Origin of the sequence: Mucilaginibacter hurinus, from assembly GCF_003324525.1 — a bacterium.
Taxonomy (GTDB): domain Bacteria; phylum Bacteroidota; class Bacteroidia; order Sphingobacteriales; family Sphingobacteriaceae; genus Mucilaginibacter; species Mucilaginibacter hurinus.
Genome location: NZ_QGDC01000001.1, coordinates 215503 through 232840 on the forward strand (window position 1 = coordinate 215503; position 17338 = coordinate 232840).

Here is a 17338-nt window from a genome sequence, read left to right on the forward strand (position 1 = left end):
GTATAAACAAAAGGTAGCTCAACGCTACCCTTTGTTTATACGAATTAGGCAGGTAATACCTCACTGACTACTACACAGTTGATGCTAATATTTTAAAATAATATATCCCGACTTGCGTTTTGTTTCGCTACCTGCCTTATACTCCAGCAGGTAAAAATATGTACCCTGCGGTTGCAGCGCGCCCGCGCGGTTTCTACCATCAAATACCTTTGCCTGGTTGTCGTATCCCGATATATAGATTACCTGGACGCCTTTACTGTTCATAATAGTCAAGCTGTTTGCCGGATAAGCTTCGATACCGTTGACGATCAATTGGTCGTTTATACCATCACCATTTGGCGAGAGGGCGGAATTTACCGTAACTTCAGGTAATGTGTTCTGCATTGGCGCCGCTGTGTTCATCTGCATCCGCATGGCACCCGGCCGGGTTATAATCAGCTGATAATTTTTACTCGCTCCGTTTTGAGCGGTTACGGTAACAGTCAGGTTGTTTTCACCTGCTTCTAAACTTATATCAGGGCTGTATCCGTCAATTAGCGGCATATTGTTAACTACTATTGCAGCGTTAGGGTCTTCGGCTAAAGGATGTACTTTAACTACGGCTGTTTCCGCATTTACCGCAGCCACATAATTGCCTGATTGGGTAGAAACCGTAAACTCAGGTGTTAGCGTTAAACCTGCAAGATTAGTGTTTGCTGATGCCCGGCGCGTTACAACTATACTATATGTATTAGTTGTAATTCCATCTGCGGCGGTTACCACCGTATTGATGATGTTGGCGCCAGGGTTTAGCGTAATAGGTTGCGACTGACCGCCCGAGGCAACTTCTTCACCATTTATACGAATAGTGGCACCGGCATCATGAACTGACGCGGTTACCCGTACTGTTGTTGCGTAGGTTGACGCGGTGTAATCCCTGAAGTTGCTGCCTTTCACCTTCTTCTTGGTTATACCCTGGTCAAGCTCCAGTTGTGACAGTAAAGCATTATCAGACAGTTTACGGGTTACAACAATACTATAAGTATTAATAGTTATACCATCCGCAGCAGTTACTACTACATTAACGTTATTAGCCCCATTGTTCAACATGATCGGTGAAGAGTATTCCCCTGAGGTAACAAGTTCGCCATTGATCCGGATTATTGCTCCCGGATCATGCGCTGACGCTAATACTCTGACGGCATTTGTATAGGCCAAAGCCGTATAATCACGGTAGTTTATGCCGCTTACCTTCTTCTTAGTTATGCCCTGATCCAGGTCCAGTTGGGATAACAATGCGTTGTCTGACAATTTGCGGGTTACAACAATGCTGTAGGTGTTGCTGGTAACTCCGTCGGCTGCTGTTACCACGGTGTTTATGGTGTTAGCACCTATAGTTAATGTTATCGGCTGCGATTGCCCCCCCGATGGCACTAATTCTCCGTTGATATAAATAGTTGCGCCAGAGTCCTGAGCAGATGCTGCTATACTTACAGCGTTTGTATAAGCCGTTGCTTTATAATCACGATAGTTGGGACCATTCACCTTCTTCTTGGTAATACCCTGGTCAAGCTCCAGTTGCGACAGCAAAGCATTTGTTGATGGCTTGCGTGTTATTACTACAGTATATGTTTTAGTGGTTACCCCGTCTTCGGCCGTAACTATGATTGACACGGTATTATTTCCAATGTTTAACGGTATCTCCTCAGGCTCGCCGGAGGTTACCTGGCTGCCGTTTATTGTTATTGCAGATGCAGGTAAGGCAGCTGTTGGCGTAACACTCAACGCCGTAGTTGTATTTAGCACAGCCACTGTATAAGAGGTATCTGCCGACGAGAAAACCGGGCTTAACGTCCCCCTGCTGATGGTTAGATTAGACAGATCTGCCATCGATTCAACTACCGTAATATTAACGGCGGCCTGGCCACTACCAAACCGGTTGTAAGTTGTTACCGTGTAATCCCGCGCGGGAGTTGCCAGCGCAGGTGTTCCACTAATAACGCCGGTGGTATCATTAATGGCAAGCCCTGCCGGTAAAGCCGGGGATATGTAATATCCGCCTACAGGATTGAAATATGATATACTGTTAATTACTAACTCCGAAATAAATAATTTGCCCTGGTTATTAAAGGCTATACCTCCCGGACTGAAAGCGCAGTAGCTGAACGTTTCAGCCTGACCGGAAGCTGTTACCTTTGTAATTTCACCATAATCAAGGCTTGTTACAAATACGTTATTAGCGCCGTCAACAGTAATACCTCCGGGCACGCCTAAATCATCAGCTAATAAAATAGAAGTGTGGTAATTATCCGCCGCAAGCAGTTTTTTTAACTCACCGTCGACAGTGGCAATATATATATTACGCGAGCCGTCAACAGCCATGGCTATTGCATGGTAAAAATCGCCGCCTAATGACACCACATCACCAGTTACCGCATTTATCTTCTTAATCTCACTATCAGCCACATATAAATTCCCGTAGTTGTCAGCCGCAATGGCTGATGGCGCTTGAAGCCCACTTGCCAATATTTGTGCCGGGCCACCGCCTGCAGGTATTTTCGCAATGCTTGTATTATTGTAGTGTGCCACGTAAAGGTTACCAGCTCCATCAGATGCAAGGCTGGCCTGGGCCTCAAAATCACTATTGTAAAGCGATGAAGTACCGTTTTTATCTATCTTAAATATAAGGCCTCCATCAAAACTCTGGGTATATAAGTTCCCCTGCCCGTCTGCGGTCAAGGCATACGGATAAACGATATCCGATGTCAAAGAGTCAGGCTGGCAGCTAAATCCGGGCGAACTTATGTTACTGCCGGTAGGTGTAAGCGGAGTTATCGTGTTATTGGTGACGTATACTTGCGGGCCGCTGTAGCTTAAAACAGGTGGTGCTGCTCCCCTGTTTACAGTAATGGTATAAGTTTTAGTTGTCAACCCATTCTCTGAAGTAACTACAACATTTATGGTATTATCGCCATAATTTAAACCAATATCCTGAGATGGTGCCCCTGACGGCACGTCACTACCATTAACTTTTATGCTTGCGGCCGCATCGTTAGCGTACGGCGTAACATTTATATTCGCTTCGGCAGAGTCAACTATAGCCGTGTACTCAAACTGCGACTGGTTAAAGGCAGGTGACAGGCTGCCGGCACTTACAACCAGGCTATCAAGCACAGCATTGCCGGCGGCCACTTCGATGTCAAATTCTGCTGAACCGGTACCAATTGAATTATTAGCAGTAACGAGGTAACTTGTAACCGGACTTATTGAACGTGGAGTGCCGCTTATAACGCCGGTGGTATCGTTAAAGTTAAGTCCGGCCGGAAGCGGTTTATCAATATAGTACCCACCAAGTGCCGCTGTAACACTCAACGTGCCTGCCATAGACGTAAAATACAAATATCCCTCGCGTGAAAGCGTAATACCCGTCGCCAAACCAACGTTTTCCGCTATCACAACCGGTGATCCTCCGCCGGCAGGTATCTTTGTTAACCTCTGTGTTCCGGCGTCAGCAACAAATAGATTACCTATAGGATCTGCCTTGATAGCTAAGGGATATTGCAGTTCCACAGCCAAAGTATCAGCTACCTGGTAATTTTCGGCTGCAAGCAGTTTTATCAAATTACCGCTTTGCGTTTCGGTTAAATAAACGTTATTATCCCGATCGAGCGCTAATCCAAAAACCGACGTAAAGCCTGTAGCAATTTCCTCAACCGTACTATATCCGTCGCCTGCTAATAATCTCTTGATTTTACCGCTTTCCTGTTCCGCTACGTATATGTTACCCGCAGTATCCAAGGCCAAACCAACGGGTTTACTAACGCTGTGCCCAATTGGCATAGCCGTAGTAGTGCCTGCAGCTACTTTAAATAAAGTTGTTTCCCCCCCAAACGCATCTGCCATAAACACATCACCCGCCGGGTTTATAGCTAAACCATAAAGCCCTGTATATCCACCAACAATCAACTGAGGGGTACCGCCGCCATAAGGCACTTTGTACAAACCCGGGTTTGCGTTTTGAGTTACTACGTAAGCATTCTCATCCTTATCTAACACTACATTGACGGCACCAGACAAATCACTGTTTAATGTGGTTGGCAACAAATACCCTGCTGTTATCGGATCCACATTTGCTGAAACGGGGGCAACCGGGGTGATAGGAACATCTTTGGTGAACGTGTAACCACTGTTGTAATTCACATCCGGAAATACAGGGGCAGCTTTATTTACTGTTAATACATAGGTTTTAGAGGTTACCCCGTCTGATGCAATCACATCAACGATAACGGTGTTCTCGCCCTCATATAAATTGTATGAAAAACCTTCTTCGCCTGACGGAGTTAAAAAATCGTCAACATATATTGTGGCATTTGAGTCAATAGCTGTAGGTGTAACGCCAATATAATCTACTTCAGGCCCTACATTTAAACTGTACGCTGTATCTGCCGTAGCAAAAGCAGGTGTCAATACCCCGTGGCTAACCGTCATACTTAACAAGCCCGCCTCGGTAGCACCATTCCTGTTTACATTTAACGTATATGTTTTTGAACTTGAGCTGTCGGGCGTCGTTACAGTTACCGTAATTACATTGGCACCTAATGCCAGTGGTATCTCTGGCGACGCGTCGCCCCAAGGAACTTCTACACCATTTACAGCTACCAGATTTGAAGGCTCGAAAGAAAGCGGGTATACAACGATGGTGGTTTTTGAGCCCCTTACTGTTATCGCATATGATGTTGAATCGGGATTAAAGTCCGGATCAAACGCTGCATAATCATCAATATCCAGGCTTTGAAGGTTTGTGTTTGCCGGCACATTGACATGTATATTGTAGTTCTTTTCAGTTACGCCGTCCTCTGCAATCACTTTTACTACGATCTGGTTAGCACCCGTGAACACCTCCACTGCAGACGAAGAGCAACCGCAACCAATATATTCATCGTTTACATATACCTGCTGCCCAGGATCCGATCCCGGAGTAACATATACATAGGACACCGGCCCGTTTGTTGTTGCCGTATAGGCTGTTTCAGTTGGCGAAAAAGCCGGTGTTAATGTGATGTTTGCGTGATCTTCGATAACCAGCCCAGTGAGGTTGGCATTGGTTGACGGGGCGCGTGTGGCGGTAATATTATATGTGACGGTATCACCAACCGCATTGGCTATTCTAACACTAATTAAGTTGTCACCGGTTACCAACGGCACTTCCGTCTCAAGTCCGGAGCTAACATTAGCGCCATTTATCGTTATGTTAATTGATGGCTCTGCAGTAGCACTGATATGTAATACAGTAGTATCACTGTTCACCAACAAGGTATAATTAAAAATGCCGGCGTCAAACGCTGGTGAAAGTCCCTTCTCGACCACGCTTAAACCCATTAGGGCAAGTATGTCAGCTTCTACTGTTATGGCAACTTGTTTCTCATTATATCCCGCTTCGTTCCAGGCGGTAACTTTATATTGTTTTTCAGCGGCAACTATTGCAGGCGTACCTTCAATAACACCGGTGTTGCTGTTTAAAGTTAACCCTACCGGTAAGTATTTGCTAAAGTAGCCACCGGTTGGCTGTAGCTTGGTTATGTATCCGGCAAATTGCCCCGCAGTATAAATATTACCGGCCGCGTCTAATATAACGCCCGAGGTATGGATTGACGAGGTATACAGCGTAGTTGGGGTGGTAAAGTTACCGGCATGGTACATCTTCAGGTCCTGTGCCTGTGAATCGGTGATTAACAGGTTGCCTGCGGCATCAACTGCCAATGCTGAAACACGCGACAGCCCGGCTAACACGAGCGACGGCGAACCGCCGGATGCTGATATTCGGTGGATATCATATTGTGTAACGCCTGATACTGTTTTATACGTAGTTACATAAACGTCGCTATTGGGCGCTATAGTAAAGTGTGCAATGTTGTCGCTAAAGGTAGCCAGACGTATCGTGTCCGTATTGGCTGCCGGTAATTTATAAACAGCTTTTTTAGTGAGGGAGTATACATACATGTTCCCGTCACCGTCCACACCTAACGAACCTGTGCCCGTTAACCCGCGCATGGACAAGGTTTGCGGTGCACCACTCCCGCCGGTGAATTTGAATACATCGCTAAGGCCCCTGATGTAAACATCGCCGGAAGCATCTACCGCCGTACCTTGCACCGGGCCGTCATTGTAAAACGTAGTAATACTGCTGTCAGCCGCGTTTACCCTTCTAACGCCGTTGCCCCCGTTGTCGTTAAAATAAATATCCCCGTTGGGTGCAACTGACATGGATGAGGCGCCCGTCATCATGCCCGAACCTACACGGTATTGAGTGGAAGCGTAATCGAATGAACCTACGTTTAAGGCGGTTGGAACTAACAGATTAATGGGTAACCCCTGTTTAAAAACGTTTGGCCCGGCATAGCTGTAATCCGGAAGTGCAGGACGTGTTATCCTGTAAGTTTTTTCCTGCCCCTGAGCGGCGGTCACCACTATCTGTATTATTGTTTCGGCGGCAGGTAAGTCAACACTTTGCGAAACTGCACCCGATGAAACCGCACTGCCATCAACTGTAATAACTGCCCCGGTTTCAGCTGCTGTCGGTGTAATAGTTACGGCAGAAGGGTGATTTAACTTCAGTTGATAATCAGTTACATCAGGATTGAATTCCGGAATCAACGTTCCTGCGCTGAGTATAAGGGACACCAAGTTAGCATTACCAGCTACTACCTTTATCTTAACAGTCTGACTAGTTGCGCCCGCTTCGTTCCAGGCGGTAACTTTATATTGTTTTTCAGCGGCAACAATTGCAGGCGTACCTTCAATAACACCGGTATTGCTGTTTAAAATTATCCCTGCCGGTAAGTATTTGGCAAAGTAGCCACCGGTTGGCTGTAGCTTGGTTATATATCCCGCGAATTGGCCCGCAGTATAAATATTACCGGCCGCGTCTAATATAACGCCCGAGGTATGGATTGACGAGGTATACAGCGTAGTTGGGGTGGTAAAGTTACCGGCATGGTACATCTTCAGGTTCTGTGCCTGTGAATCGGTGATTAACAGGTTGCCTGCGGCATCAACTGCCAATGCTGAAACACGCGACAGCCCGGCTAACACGAGCGACGGCGAACCGCCGGATGCTGATATTCGGTGGATATCATATTGTGTAACGCCTGATACTGTTTTATACGTAGTTACATAAACGTCGCTATTGGGCGCTATAGTAAAGTGTGCAATGTTGTCGCTAAAGGTAGCCAGACGTATCGTGTCCGTATTGGCTGCCGGTAATTTATAAACAGCTTTTTTAGTGAGGGAGTATACATACATGTTCCCGTCACCGTCCACACCTAACGAACCTGTGCCCGTTAACCCGCGCATGGACAAGGTTTGCGGTGCACCACTCCCGCCGGTGAATTTGAATACATCGCTAAGGCCCCTGATGTAAACATCGCCGGAAGCATCTACCGCCGTACCTTGCACCGGGCCGTCATTGTAAAACGTAGTAATACTGCTGTCAGCCGCGTTTACCCTTCTAACGCCGTTGCCCCCGTTGTCCCTAAAATAAATATCCCCGTTGGGTGCAACTGACATGGACGAGGCGCCCGTCATCATGCCCGAACCTACACGGTATTGAGCGGTACCGTAATCAAATGAAGCTACATATAAACTTGTCGGAGCAATTCCAGTAATGGGCTCGCCTGAAGTTAATATACTAACTGCCGACGGGTAATTAAGTACAGGCGCCGGTATAGTAGGTGTTACATTTATAGAATACGTTTTGCTATTAGCCGCGAATGCAGCTGGAGAAAAAACTTCGATTACATCGCCTGTATTAAATTTTTGAGCATCACGGTAGATAAAGCCTGGCGGGTGCGCCGAAGCATGCAATGCTGAGGTAAGCACTAAAAAACAAATGCAGGCTTTTATTACAATACTGTAAGAAAGTACCCGCGTCCGCGAACGATAGAAAGGTAAAAAACTATACATAAATAATGTGTCAGGTATAAGGTATACATATCCCATTCGGGGATATATCTATCTGTTATTAAGCTATTTGCTTAAATTATCATATCGCTGCCGCGAACGATATGCAATTGATATTACAGGAGCAACAACCGAAACAAACAGGTGCTCTGATTACCTATTGCTATATACAGCATTATAATTAATGATTTTTACCGGGCTTAAAGCTTTCCCCGTCTGTGGAAAAAAAGCAATTAAAATTCTTTGCAGGGTGTTGTAAATCTGTTTCATAATCAATCAGGGTTTTGTTAAAACGTGCATCCGAAACAGCGTCCCACTCGAAAAATCCGGAAATCAACCACTTTTGACTATAATAGAGTACACTTTTAACTGAAAGCCAGCAATTTACGAAATATTTTAATTTTTATATATTAAATAATAATCTATGCGACAACTTTTAACCAATTATGTGGTTAGTACGCATCTTCATGCTAAACGTGTAAGCATTTGTATTAATAATATAAAACAACAAACCTCCCGTATTCCCGTTTATTTAATGTACCTTTAAGAAATTCACTACGCCAGCGCATCTTCTCTTAGGCATTGCCAATTTTCTGACACGGCAGTATTTAAGCTTTTAAATTACATAATGAAATAACCGGCTCACTGCCGCAATGCATCATCACACACTTACATTAATAATCAGTACTATGAGCAAAGACAAAGGAAATAAAGAAACCAAAAAGGCACCTGCAGAAGGCCCAAAAAAAGCTAAGTCTGACTACCAGTCGGGCAAAACTTCAACGTCAAGTCTTGACGCTGCTTTTACAACCAAGAAAAAGAAATAATCATGGCAGACAAAACATTAGATTACCAGGCGAATGTGTACGTGTACGATTTAAATAATTGCGCACGTGAACACGGGTTTAAAGAGGATGACGTATGGGTATTAAACCTCGCCAGCGTTGACGAAAAAAAGGCGCTGGAAAAGAAATATATGCCTACCATTTCTGTTAAAGCATTACCCGAATTTTTATCACAATTGGGCCATGCCGTAAGAGATAAACTTATACAGGCCAAATCAAGCTTTGAAAAGCAGCTAAGCGATAGCGAGTCGCCCGGTAACGATCTTCAGTATCTTGTGGCTTATAGCCCCAAAAGGTTCAGATAATAACTCATATCCAGGCGCTCCTGTAACAACAGGGGCGTTTTGTTTAATGACATTTTTTTTAAGGTTAAGCGTCAGTTGCGCGCACAACCACCCTGCTATCGCCGAAAAGCAATTACAGTGTACCGGCGAGCTGTACCATTAGCCTGGCTTCATCCGGCGTTACATAATATTGTTCAACGCCTATTGTGCCTGGTTTAACGCCCGGCTGTTGCATCAACTCATTAAATATCCGGCCAAATTCATGTTCGTTGCCCTCCCATTTAAACAAAGTAGCCAGATATTTTCCTTTTGGTATTATATATTCGTCCAAGCCAAATGTGTCATCACCGCTCATTTTGTTTACACCGGCGTAGTAAACAATATTGCCGGCGCTCATTTTACTTATACCGTATAGCTGGCGCGGCTTGTCTGACCCGACTAACCGGTGCAGCTTATCATAAGCGTCTTTTATTCCTGCGGGAAATGAAGCAGCTTTAACGCAAATGGTTACAATGTCTTCTTTAATTTCAAATTCGCTGATTTCCATGATAATACTTTTATTCAAATTTCCGCAACCAACCGGTGTTGCACAAGTGCACATTGCGGCAAAATAAAGGGTAGTTTGCGACACTAAAAGCTTAATTCGAGATAATATACGCTTCATAACAACCAATTTCTTCTTTTTAATTACCCTGCACGTTGCCGTAATTTGTTGCAAACCAATTTGCCATGCTTTACAAAATTTTCGCTGCCGCACTTGCCGCTGCTTTTACTTTGCTGTTGTTGCCGGGATGCAAAGACCAGGCTAAACCTTCAGAAACTGCTGAAGTAATATACCATGTATGCCAGCGCAGTTTCTACGACAGCAATGGCGACTTTAACGGCGACTTAAACGGGTTGCGCGAAAAGCTTGACTATTTACAGGACCTGGGCGTAACATCAATCTTGTTACTGCCGCTTTACGAATCGGTATACCATCACAATTACTTCGCCAGTGACTTTAAGAAGATTGACCCGGAATTTGGCACCACCGATGATTACCTGGCCTTGGTAAAGGATATACACAGCCGTGGCATGAAACTGTATATGGATATGGAAACGCAATACGTTACACAGGAACATATTTGGTACAAGGATTCGTACAATAATCCCAAGTCAAAATACAGCAATTATATATTATACGATGATTCGGCCCAAACCAAACCTTCAACCATTGTTTTTGAGCTTAACAGCCTGAAGGGTTATGATGGTGTTGAGCACAAAATAACCACCGTTAACCTGAAGAACAAGGACGTCCTGGAATATAATTATGAACTGTTTAAATACTTTGCCGACCCTAATAACGACGGCAATTTTGACGACGGTGTAGACGGCTTCCGTTTAGATCATGCTATGGATACCCTGGACTTAAAGCCCCGCCTTACCGGGTTGTTTAAAGCGTTTTGGTCGCCGCTGCTTACAAGGCTTAAACAGGTAAATCCTAAATTAAACTTTGTAGCTGAGCAGGCAGATTGGTCATCGTTAGGAATAGATTACCTAACCAAAGCTAATGTTGACAGGGTATTTAATTTCCGCCTGGCTTTTGCTATACGCGAATTTGACCGCGACAAGATAATGGCCATGGCCGATTCTTCTTTCAGCGCTACCCCTGCCGGTAAGCAGCAGGTGGTTTTTATTGAAAACCATGATATGCCGCGGTTTGCTCAGGTTGTAAAAAAAAATGCAGGCAAAGAAAAAGTCGGTGCAGCGCTAAATATACTTATAGGCGGTGTGCCGTCTATTTATTACGGACAGGAAATAGGCATGGTAAACGGTGATAAGCCGGATAACGTATATGGGCCCACTGACGCTAACGGCATCCCGCTGCGCGAGGCTTTTGAATGGTACAGCGGTGAAACTGGCAAGGGCATGTCGGTTTGGTATAAAGATACCGGCCCATGGTGGACCGACCGCAACATGAAGCCCAATGACGGCATATCATATGAGGAGCAAAAGGGCAACAAAAACTCCTTGTGGAATTTTTATAAGACAGTTATCGCCCTGCGTAAAAATAACCAGGCTATAGGGCTGGGCCAATATCAAACGCTGCCGAACAGTAACAAGCAGGTGGTATCGTTTTTAAGGTACACTCACCAACAAGCTGTAATGGTACTGGTTAACTTGTCCGCCACCGCACAAAAAGCTGAAGTTTATCTATCGGCCAGTAAGGTACCCGTAAACAGGTTGGGTAGCCTGATGAGTAATAAATCAGCATCGGCAAAAGACAGGCGTGTAACCATTGAGTTGCCGGGATATGGCGTTGAGGTGTTTGATGTAAAATAACCTACTTCTTAAGAAAAAATACGCCGATCACGATGCCTATTACCGCGCTCAATACCAGCATAAACAACAGGCTGAGGATATATGACCACAATGCTTTTAACCCTATGATAACTTTTGATTCATTTTTAAATAACTGAATGAAACTCCATATGTATAACGCCAGGCCAATAGTTGATGCTACCATGGTACTTATGCCCGGCGCGGCAACGCTGTAATAATAGGTAAGCGGAAATAATAATAATGATACAACCAGCAATTGAGCGGTTAAAAACAAGTTGATAACCAGGTTCTGCACGTAATTATATCCGGACTTGCGGAACACCAGAAATGAGCCTAAAGCAAAAAAGGGCAGCATCATCACTACAGCAAGCGAATAATGGCTGCTGAGCCAGTCATTTGTTTTTGAAGTTGTTTGTACAAGCGTTCTATCGGCAGTAACCTGCGGAATATCGTTTATTTCGAAAAAATGATATAAAAAGCCGTATGCACCGGCAAGCACCAATACCAGTGCGAAAGGTTTAAAATGCATTACACGCTTGCCGTCAATAAACTCGCGAATGGCATGTCCCGGGCGCGTAAAAAGCTCTTTCAGGGTAAAGAAAAAGCCTTTGTCAACATGTAGTACGGTGTGCTGAACATCATGCCATAAATAATGAAAATTTATTGGATGGGTATCGGCTGTTTGGCCGCAATTGCTGCAAAAGTTACCGTGTAATGTATTGTTACAGTTTTTACATACAGGGTTAGTATGTAATGGCTTGTCGTCCCTCGTTTCCATTTATCCGGCCCGGTTAATAGTTAAAGGGTAAATATAAATTTCTTCCTTTTAATTATAAAACAGTACCAGTCTTAAAAGAAATTCAGCCGTTAACAGAAAATCCAAACTTTTGGAAGATAAGCACTGCAATAACCGCTAAAACTATAAATAATGTTACACTAAATACAATGGACAGCAATACCTGTAATACGGTTTTAAACTTGTTGCTGTGGCTAAATAATTGCAAATAAGCTATTACCTGCAGCACTACGCCAATTACACCAATTGATAAATTTACTATAGTGGTATGCCTGTTAAATAAATGGTTAAGCGGAAATAAAGCCAGGCATATAACAAGCCGTTGTGATACCAGGAACATGTTCAGTACTACGTGCTCGAGATAATTATACCCCTTACTACGAAAAACTATGAAAGAACAAGCGGCTACCAGTGGTATAAGTAAAATCTCGGCAAACGTAAAATGGTCCATGAGCCAACGTACAAGTCCGCCGCTTAATTCATTTGCCCCGCTGGTGTGTGCCTGAGTATTTACAGCATACATACCACCAAGCAATAAATAAGATCGAATGGCTTAAAATATTCAACCCGTTTACCATCAAGGTAATCTTTTATGGTATTGCCCGGCCGCACAAATAATCCATAAACGGTAAAAAAAAATCCTTTGTTTAATTTCAGGTATTTGTGTTGTAACGCATCCAGAAAGTAATGGATGTTGATCCTTTTGGTATCTGCGTCCTGACCACAATTATTGCAAAAATTTCCTTCAAAACGGTTATAGCAGTTTTTGCATTTAATGGCGCCTGTAACTTTTGAAGAATGCATGTTGGCTAGCTGCTTACAGATTTAAGCGGCTAATACCATCCTAACCTACCTACAACCTTGCCAGGTATTTAACCTCAACTATTGTATTTGCTGCCTGCTCATGCTCTTTTACCAGATCATCCAGCATCCTATTCAGCTTTTCGCGTACAACCGGCTGGTCAACGTCAATCTCAAAATCAACCGTTTCTGTATAAAGCAAGTGTTTTTCATCATAATAAAATTTAAACAGGTATACTGAGGGGGTTTGTGAGTCCGCTTCGACAGTCCAGAAACCTTTTTTACCTGGATCATCCATGCCCCTAACGGTAGTTATACCGGTCATCAAAACCATCAATATTAAAATTGCCTTTTTCACTATTTACTTTAAACAAATACTGTACCGTACAATGTGCTTTTACCTACCAAGACGCAACGCGAATGGAAAATGCTACATCCAGATTTAAAAACACAATAACTAGTCCCTTAAAATTCATAACAATCGATTGCAATACTGTTGAACTATCATATCTTTGCAACCTGTTATTATAAAAACCGCCAGCAATTATGTTAAAGTCGCTTTTTTTGTTCATCTCTTTTATCGCTCTGCTATGGTTCGGCCCAAGAAATATAGCCGAACGCACAGCCGATGTTAATTTAATTATACAGCAGAACGAAGCCGCAGGTACGATTAGCGTGTTGCGCGCGGACAATAAAGAAGTAGTATTAACGCAAATTGCCAAGGCTGATTTGAGGCCATACATACACCCTGTTACATCGCCTGATGGAAAAAGCACCATGACGGAGTTTAGCCCCGCGCACCACAAACACCAAACGGGTATATATTGGGGATTTACGAGCGTTAATGGCCGTAACTACTTCACTAACCCTGGTGCAGGGTATTGGCAGCGGGTATCAGCCCGCGTGCTTGAAAAAAGCGGCCCTGTTGTAAAATGGCAAACCGTTTATAATTTACTTGACGACAAAGGCACGGTTGTTATGACCGAGACGCAATACTGGGCCATGCAGCATGAAGATGGCAGGTTTTTGCTGAGCCTTGAGTGGCGGGGCGAGGCCAAAACCGACGTAACCATCGCCAAGTATCCATATGGTGGTTTATTTGTACGCATGCCGTGGAAACAGGGTATTGACGGCGATGTGATCAACGCGGCCCGTCAGCGTAATCAAAAGGCTGAAGGCCAGGCGGCCACGTGGGTAGATGTAGGTATGAAGCTGGACGGCCGGGAAGACAGGGCGCATATTGCGATACTGGATCATCCGGAGAACAAAGGATATCCGCACAAATGGCGTGTAGACGACCAGATGGGGGTAGGTCCTGTGCCTACGCATGATGCTGACCGTGTGATTAAAAAAGGCGAAAACGAAGTAATAAAACATCGCCTGGTAATTTATACCGGCCAGTTTAACGATATTAAATTAAACGAAGAGTGGGGAAAATATACCGGTAAGGATCCGATATGGGCGAGCATTGAGCTATGGAATGTAGCCAAGCGCGAAGCTATGGACGCCAAGTTTCTGACGCCTGACGAGGCTTTGAAGGCCATGACTTTTAAAGACGGATTTACCGCAAACGTATATGCTGCTGAGCCTGACATTACTCAACCCATGGCCTTTTGCTGGGACGATCGCGGACGACTTTGGGTAGCGGAAAACCGTGACTATGAGTCGCGTTTTACAGGCTATGCTAACGATGGCAATAGCCGCATACTTATACTTGAAGATACAGACCATGATGGTAAAGCCGACAAGAAAACGGTTTTTGCTGATGGCATCCCTTTCCCTGCGGCTTTAGCTGTTGGGTTTGACGGTGTATTTGTAGGAGCGCCGCCCAACTTACTTTATATACCCGACCGCAACCACGACGATAAAGCAGATATGGCCGACATTGAAGTACGTTTGACCGGCTGGGGTATACGCGACAGGCACGAAACGCTTAACAGCTTCCATTGGGGGCCTGATGGCTGGCTGTACGGCTGCCAGGGCTTTGCTACGCCGTCGCGCATACGTAAACCTGAAGGCAAGGGGAAGCTCTTTAAACATAAAGATCCTTTCCCTGAAGACGAAATTTTAAAAGGTCCCGGTGTTGATATCAATGGCGGCGTGTGGCGCTATCACCCTACCAAAGATAAATTTGAGGTAGTAGCACACGGACTTAGCAACCCTTGGGGTATTGACTATGATGCCAAAGGGCAGATATTTATCACGGCCTGCGTAATACCGCACTTGTGGTATATTATTCCGGGCGGTATTTACCTGCGGCAGGGCGGTCAGCATTTTAACCCTTACACTTATACAGACATCCAAACCATAACCGACCACAGCCACCGTTCGGCACATGGCGGCGCCAGCATCTATCAATCAGATGCGTATCCTATAGAGCAGCATGGACGTATTTTTATGGCCAACATACATGAACATGCTATACTTACCGATATACTCACGCCAAAAGGCTCGGGCTTTGTAGGCTCGCATGGCGACGACCTGATGTCAGCAAATAACGCGCAGTGGGTAGGCTTCAGTACCACGATAGGCCCTGACGGCGATTTGTACGTGCTCGACTGGCATGACGCCGATATTTGCGGCGGTTCTGTTTTAAATAAGGAAACCGGCCGGATATACCGGGTATCGCCAAAACAATCGCTTGCTAAAAACTTTACAGGCAGATATTCGGATCTTAATAAGATGAGCGACAGGCAATTGGTAAACCTGCAAACCAGCCCAAGCGACTGGCACTCACGCCGCGCACGCGTAATTCTGCAGAACCGGGCTTTCAAAGGAAAATTAAAGAAAAACACGCAGGATGAATTGCGCAGAATATATGATGAAAACACCAATGTAGATTACCGCCTGCGTGCATTTTGGGCATTATACGTCACTAACGGACTTGGCATCAAGGATCTTGAAGAAGCAATGGATGATAAGAATGAATACATACGGGGCTGGGCTATACAAATGGCCTGGGAAAGCGGAGCGGTGCAAGCATCAACCATTGCGCGCTTTGAGCACCTGGCCTTAATGGACCCGTCGCCGGTTGTCCGTTTGTATCTGGCCGCTGCGCTGCAACGTATTGATGCCGATAAACGCTGGAATATTGCCGCATCGCTTTCGCAATGCGAGGGTGACGAAAATGACCATAACTTGCCTAAAATGCTATGGTACGGTATTGAGCCCCTGGTTGCCAAAGATGCCGACCGTGCGCTTAGCCTTGCCGCAAACAGTAAGCTTAGCATCATTAAAAAATTTACAGCCCGCCGCGCCGTGGACGCCGATGCAATAAATACGCTGGTTACCTGGTTTGGCAAACAGCCTAAAGCGGATATAGTTATGCTTGAAGGTACACGTGATGCCCTTGAAGGCCGTACAGACTTGAAAACACCGTCTAACTGGAAAGACACTTATACCAGGCTGCAGCGCCAGAATGATAAGGTTAAGCAGCTATCTACAGAAATTGCACAATATTTTGGAGATACCGAGGCCGCCAACCAGTTTTTTGCAACCATGCGCGACAAAACTGCACCAGCGGATAAACGGCGCAAGGCACTGCTTGCACTGTCTGCACAGCAACGGCCCGAATTGATAAAGGAACTGCCCGGCTTGTTAAGTGATGATGTGCTGCGTAATGATGCCATACGCGCCATAGCCAGCTTTGAGGATGAAAAATTGGGTCAGCACTTACTAAGCATGTATCCTAAGCTGAACCAGAAAGATAAGGACGACGCCATACAAACCCTGGCATCGCGCCCTAAATATGGGTGGATACTAACACAGGCCATAAAAAATAAAACTATTGAAAAGCGTGACATACCTGCCGGCACCGCACGCCAGTTAAGGCGCGTGGTAGGCAGCGGATTTGTGGAGATATGGGGACCGATTGATCAGCTTCCATCCAATGAAATAGCTTACAAAAAATACCGCGAACTGCTGACGCCGAAAGCACTCGAAAATGCTGATCTGAAAAAAGGTCATGAAATATTTTTGCGTACGTGCGGTGCCTGCCATAAAATGTACGGCGAAGGCGGCACCATAGGGCCTGACCTTACGGGATCAAACCGGCAAAAAGTTGATTACTTGCTGTTTAATGTACTTGAGCCAAGTGGCGAAATACAAGATGACTACAAACTGGTGGTAATTACTACCCGCGACGGACGCACCTACTCAGGCAACATCGCTGCCGAAAATGAGCGCCAGGTAACCATGCGTATTGTTGGCCAGGAAGCGGCTGTTATCAATAAATCAAACATACAATCGCGCGAGGTTATGCCTATTTCGATGATGCCGACAGGGTTATTTCAAAACCTGAGCGATAAAGAAGTTATTGATATTGTGGGGTATTTGAGTAAGACGAAGTAACT

Annotated in this window: 10 protein-coding genes; 4 read left to right on the top strand and 6 right to left on the bottom strand. The window is 45.0% G+C overall.

Annotated elements, in window-relative coordinates; genetic code table 11:
- Positions 1-84: 84 nt before the first annotated feature.
- A complete protein-coding gene (locus DJ568_RS00890; protein WP_158534847.1) occupies positions 85-7941 on the bottom strand; it encodes a cadherin-like beta sandwich domain-containing protein in 7857 nt (2618 codons plus the stop codon).
- Between the two features lie 686 nt (positions 7942-8627).
- Between DJ568_RS00890 and DJ568_RS17325 the strand changes: the two genes are divergently transcribed.
- A complete protein-coding gene (locus tag DJ568_RS17325) occupies positions 8628-8765 on the top strand; it encodes a hypothetical protein (protein WP_199560817.1) in 138 nt (45 codons plus the stop codon).
- Positions 8766-8767: 2 nt separating this feature from the next.
- Positions 8768-9088 (top strand): hypothetical protein, encoded by a 321-nt coding sequence (locus DJ568_RS00895; protein WP_114003345.1) that lies wholly within the window; start codon positions 8768-8770, stop codon positions 9086-9088.
- Positions 9089-9200: 112 nt separating this feature from the next.
- On the opposite strand, the gene DJ568_RS00900 is transcribed toward DJ568_RS00895, so the two are convergent.
- Positions 9201-9614, bottom strand: a complete 414-nt coding sequence (locus DJ568_RS00900; RefSeq protein ID WP_147238681.1) for a GyrI-like domain-containing protein — start codon at positions 9612-9614, stop codon at positions 9201-9203.
- 182 nt (positions 9615-9796) lie between these two features.
- On the opposite strand from DJ568_RS00900, the gene DJ568_RS00905 reads away from it, so the two are divergent.
- Entirely contained in the window at positions 9797-11389 is a 1593-nt protein-coding gene (locus tag DJ568_RS00905) for an alpha-amylase family glycosyl hydrolase (RefSeq protein ID WP_114003347.1), read from the top strand.
- A 1-nt stretch (position 11390) separates the two neighbouring features.
- On the opposite strand, the gene DJ568_RS00910 is transcribed toward DJ568_RS00905, so the two are convergent.
- From DJ568_RS00910 to DJ568_RS00925, 4 genes are all read right to left on the bottom strand, one after another.
- Positions 11391-12167, bottom strand: a complete 777-nt coding sequence (locus DJ568_RS00910) for a DUF3667 domain-containing protein (protein WP_114003348.1) — start codon at positions 12165-12167, stop codon at positions 11391-11393.
- Between the two features lie 82 nt (positions 12168-12249).
- Positions 12250-12708, bottom strand: coding sequence for a hypothetical protein (locus DJ568_RS00915; RefSeq protein ID WP_114003349.1), 459 nt, complete (start codon positions 12706-12708; stop codon positions 12250-12252).
- Complete coding sequence (locus DJ568_RS00920) at positions 12696-12989, bottom strand: DUF3667 domain-containing protein (protein WP_114003350.1); 294 nt, start codon at positions 12987-12989, stop codon at positions 12696-12698. Before DJ568_RS00920 ends, DJ568_RS00915 begins: the two co-directional genes overlap by 13 nt.
- A 49-nt stretch (positions 12990-13038) precedes the next feature.
- A complete protein-coding gene (locus tag DJ568_RS00925) occupies positions 13039-13344 on the bottom strand; it encodes a hypothetical protein (RefSeq protein ID WP_114003351.1) in 306 nt (101 codons plus the stop codon).
- 188 nt (positions 13345-13532) lie between these two features.
- Between DJ568_RS00925 and DJ568_RS00930 the strand changes: the two genes are divergently transcribed.
- Positions 13533-17336 (top strand): PVC-type heme-binding CxxCH protein, encoded by a 3804-nt coding sequence (locus tag DJ568_RS00930; protein ID WP_114003352.1) that lies wholly within the window; start codon positions 13533-13535, stop codon positions 17334-17336.
- Positions 17337-17338 lie beyond the last annotated feature (2 nt).

Coding starts and splice junctions, on each gene's coding strand:
- DJ568_RS00895 (WP_114003345.1), top strand. CDS start 8,768: ATGGCAGACAAAACATTAGATTACCAGGCGAATGTGTACGTGTACGAT.
- DJ568_RS00900 (WP_147238681.1), bottom strand. CDS start 9,614: ATGGAAATCAGCGAATTTGAAATTAAAGAAGACATTGTAACCATTTGC.
- DJ568_RS00915 (WP_114003349.1), bottom strand. CDS start 12,708: ATGTATGCTGTAAATACTCAGGCACACACCAGCGGGGCAAATGAATTA.
- DJ568_RS17325 (WP_199560817.1), top strand. CDS start 8,628: ATGAGCAAAGACAAAGGAAATAAAGAAACCAAAAAGGCACCTGCAGAA.
- DJ568_RS00905 (WP_114003347.1), top strand. CDS start 9,797: ATGCTTTACAAAATTTTCGCTGCCGCACTTGCCGCTGCTTTTACTTTG.
- DJ568_RS00890 (WP_158534847.1), bottom strand. CDS start 7,941: ATGTATAGTTTTTTACCTTTCTATCGTTCGCGGACGCGGGTACTTTCT.
- DJ568_RS00920 (WP_114003350.1), bottom strand. CDS start 12,989: ATGCATTCTTCAAAAGTTACAGGCGCCATTAAATGCAAAAACTGCTAT.
- DJ568_RS00930 (WP_114003352.1), top strand. CDS start 13,533: ATGTTAAAGTCGCTTTTTTTGTTCATCTCTTTTATCGCTCTGCTATGG.
- DJ568_RS00910 (WP_114003348.1), bottom strand. CDS start 12,167: ATGGAAACGAGGGACGACAAGCCATTACATACTAACCCTGTATGTAAA.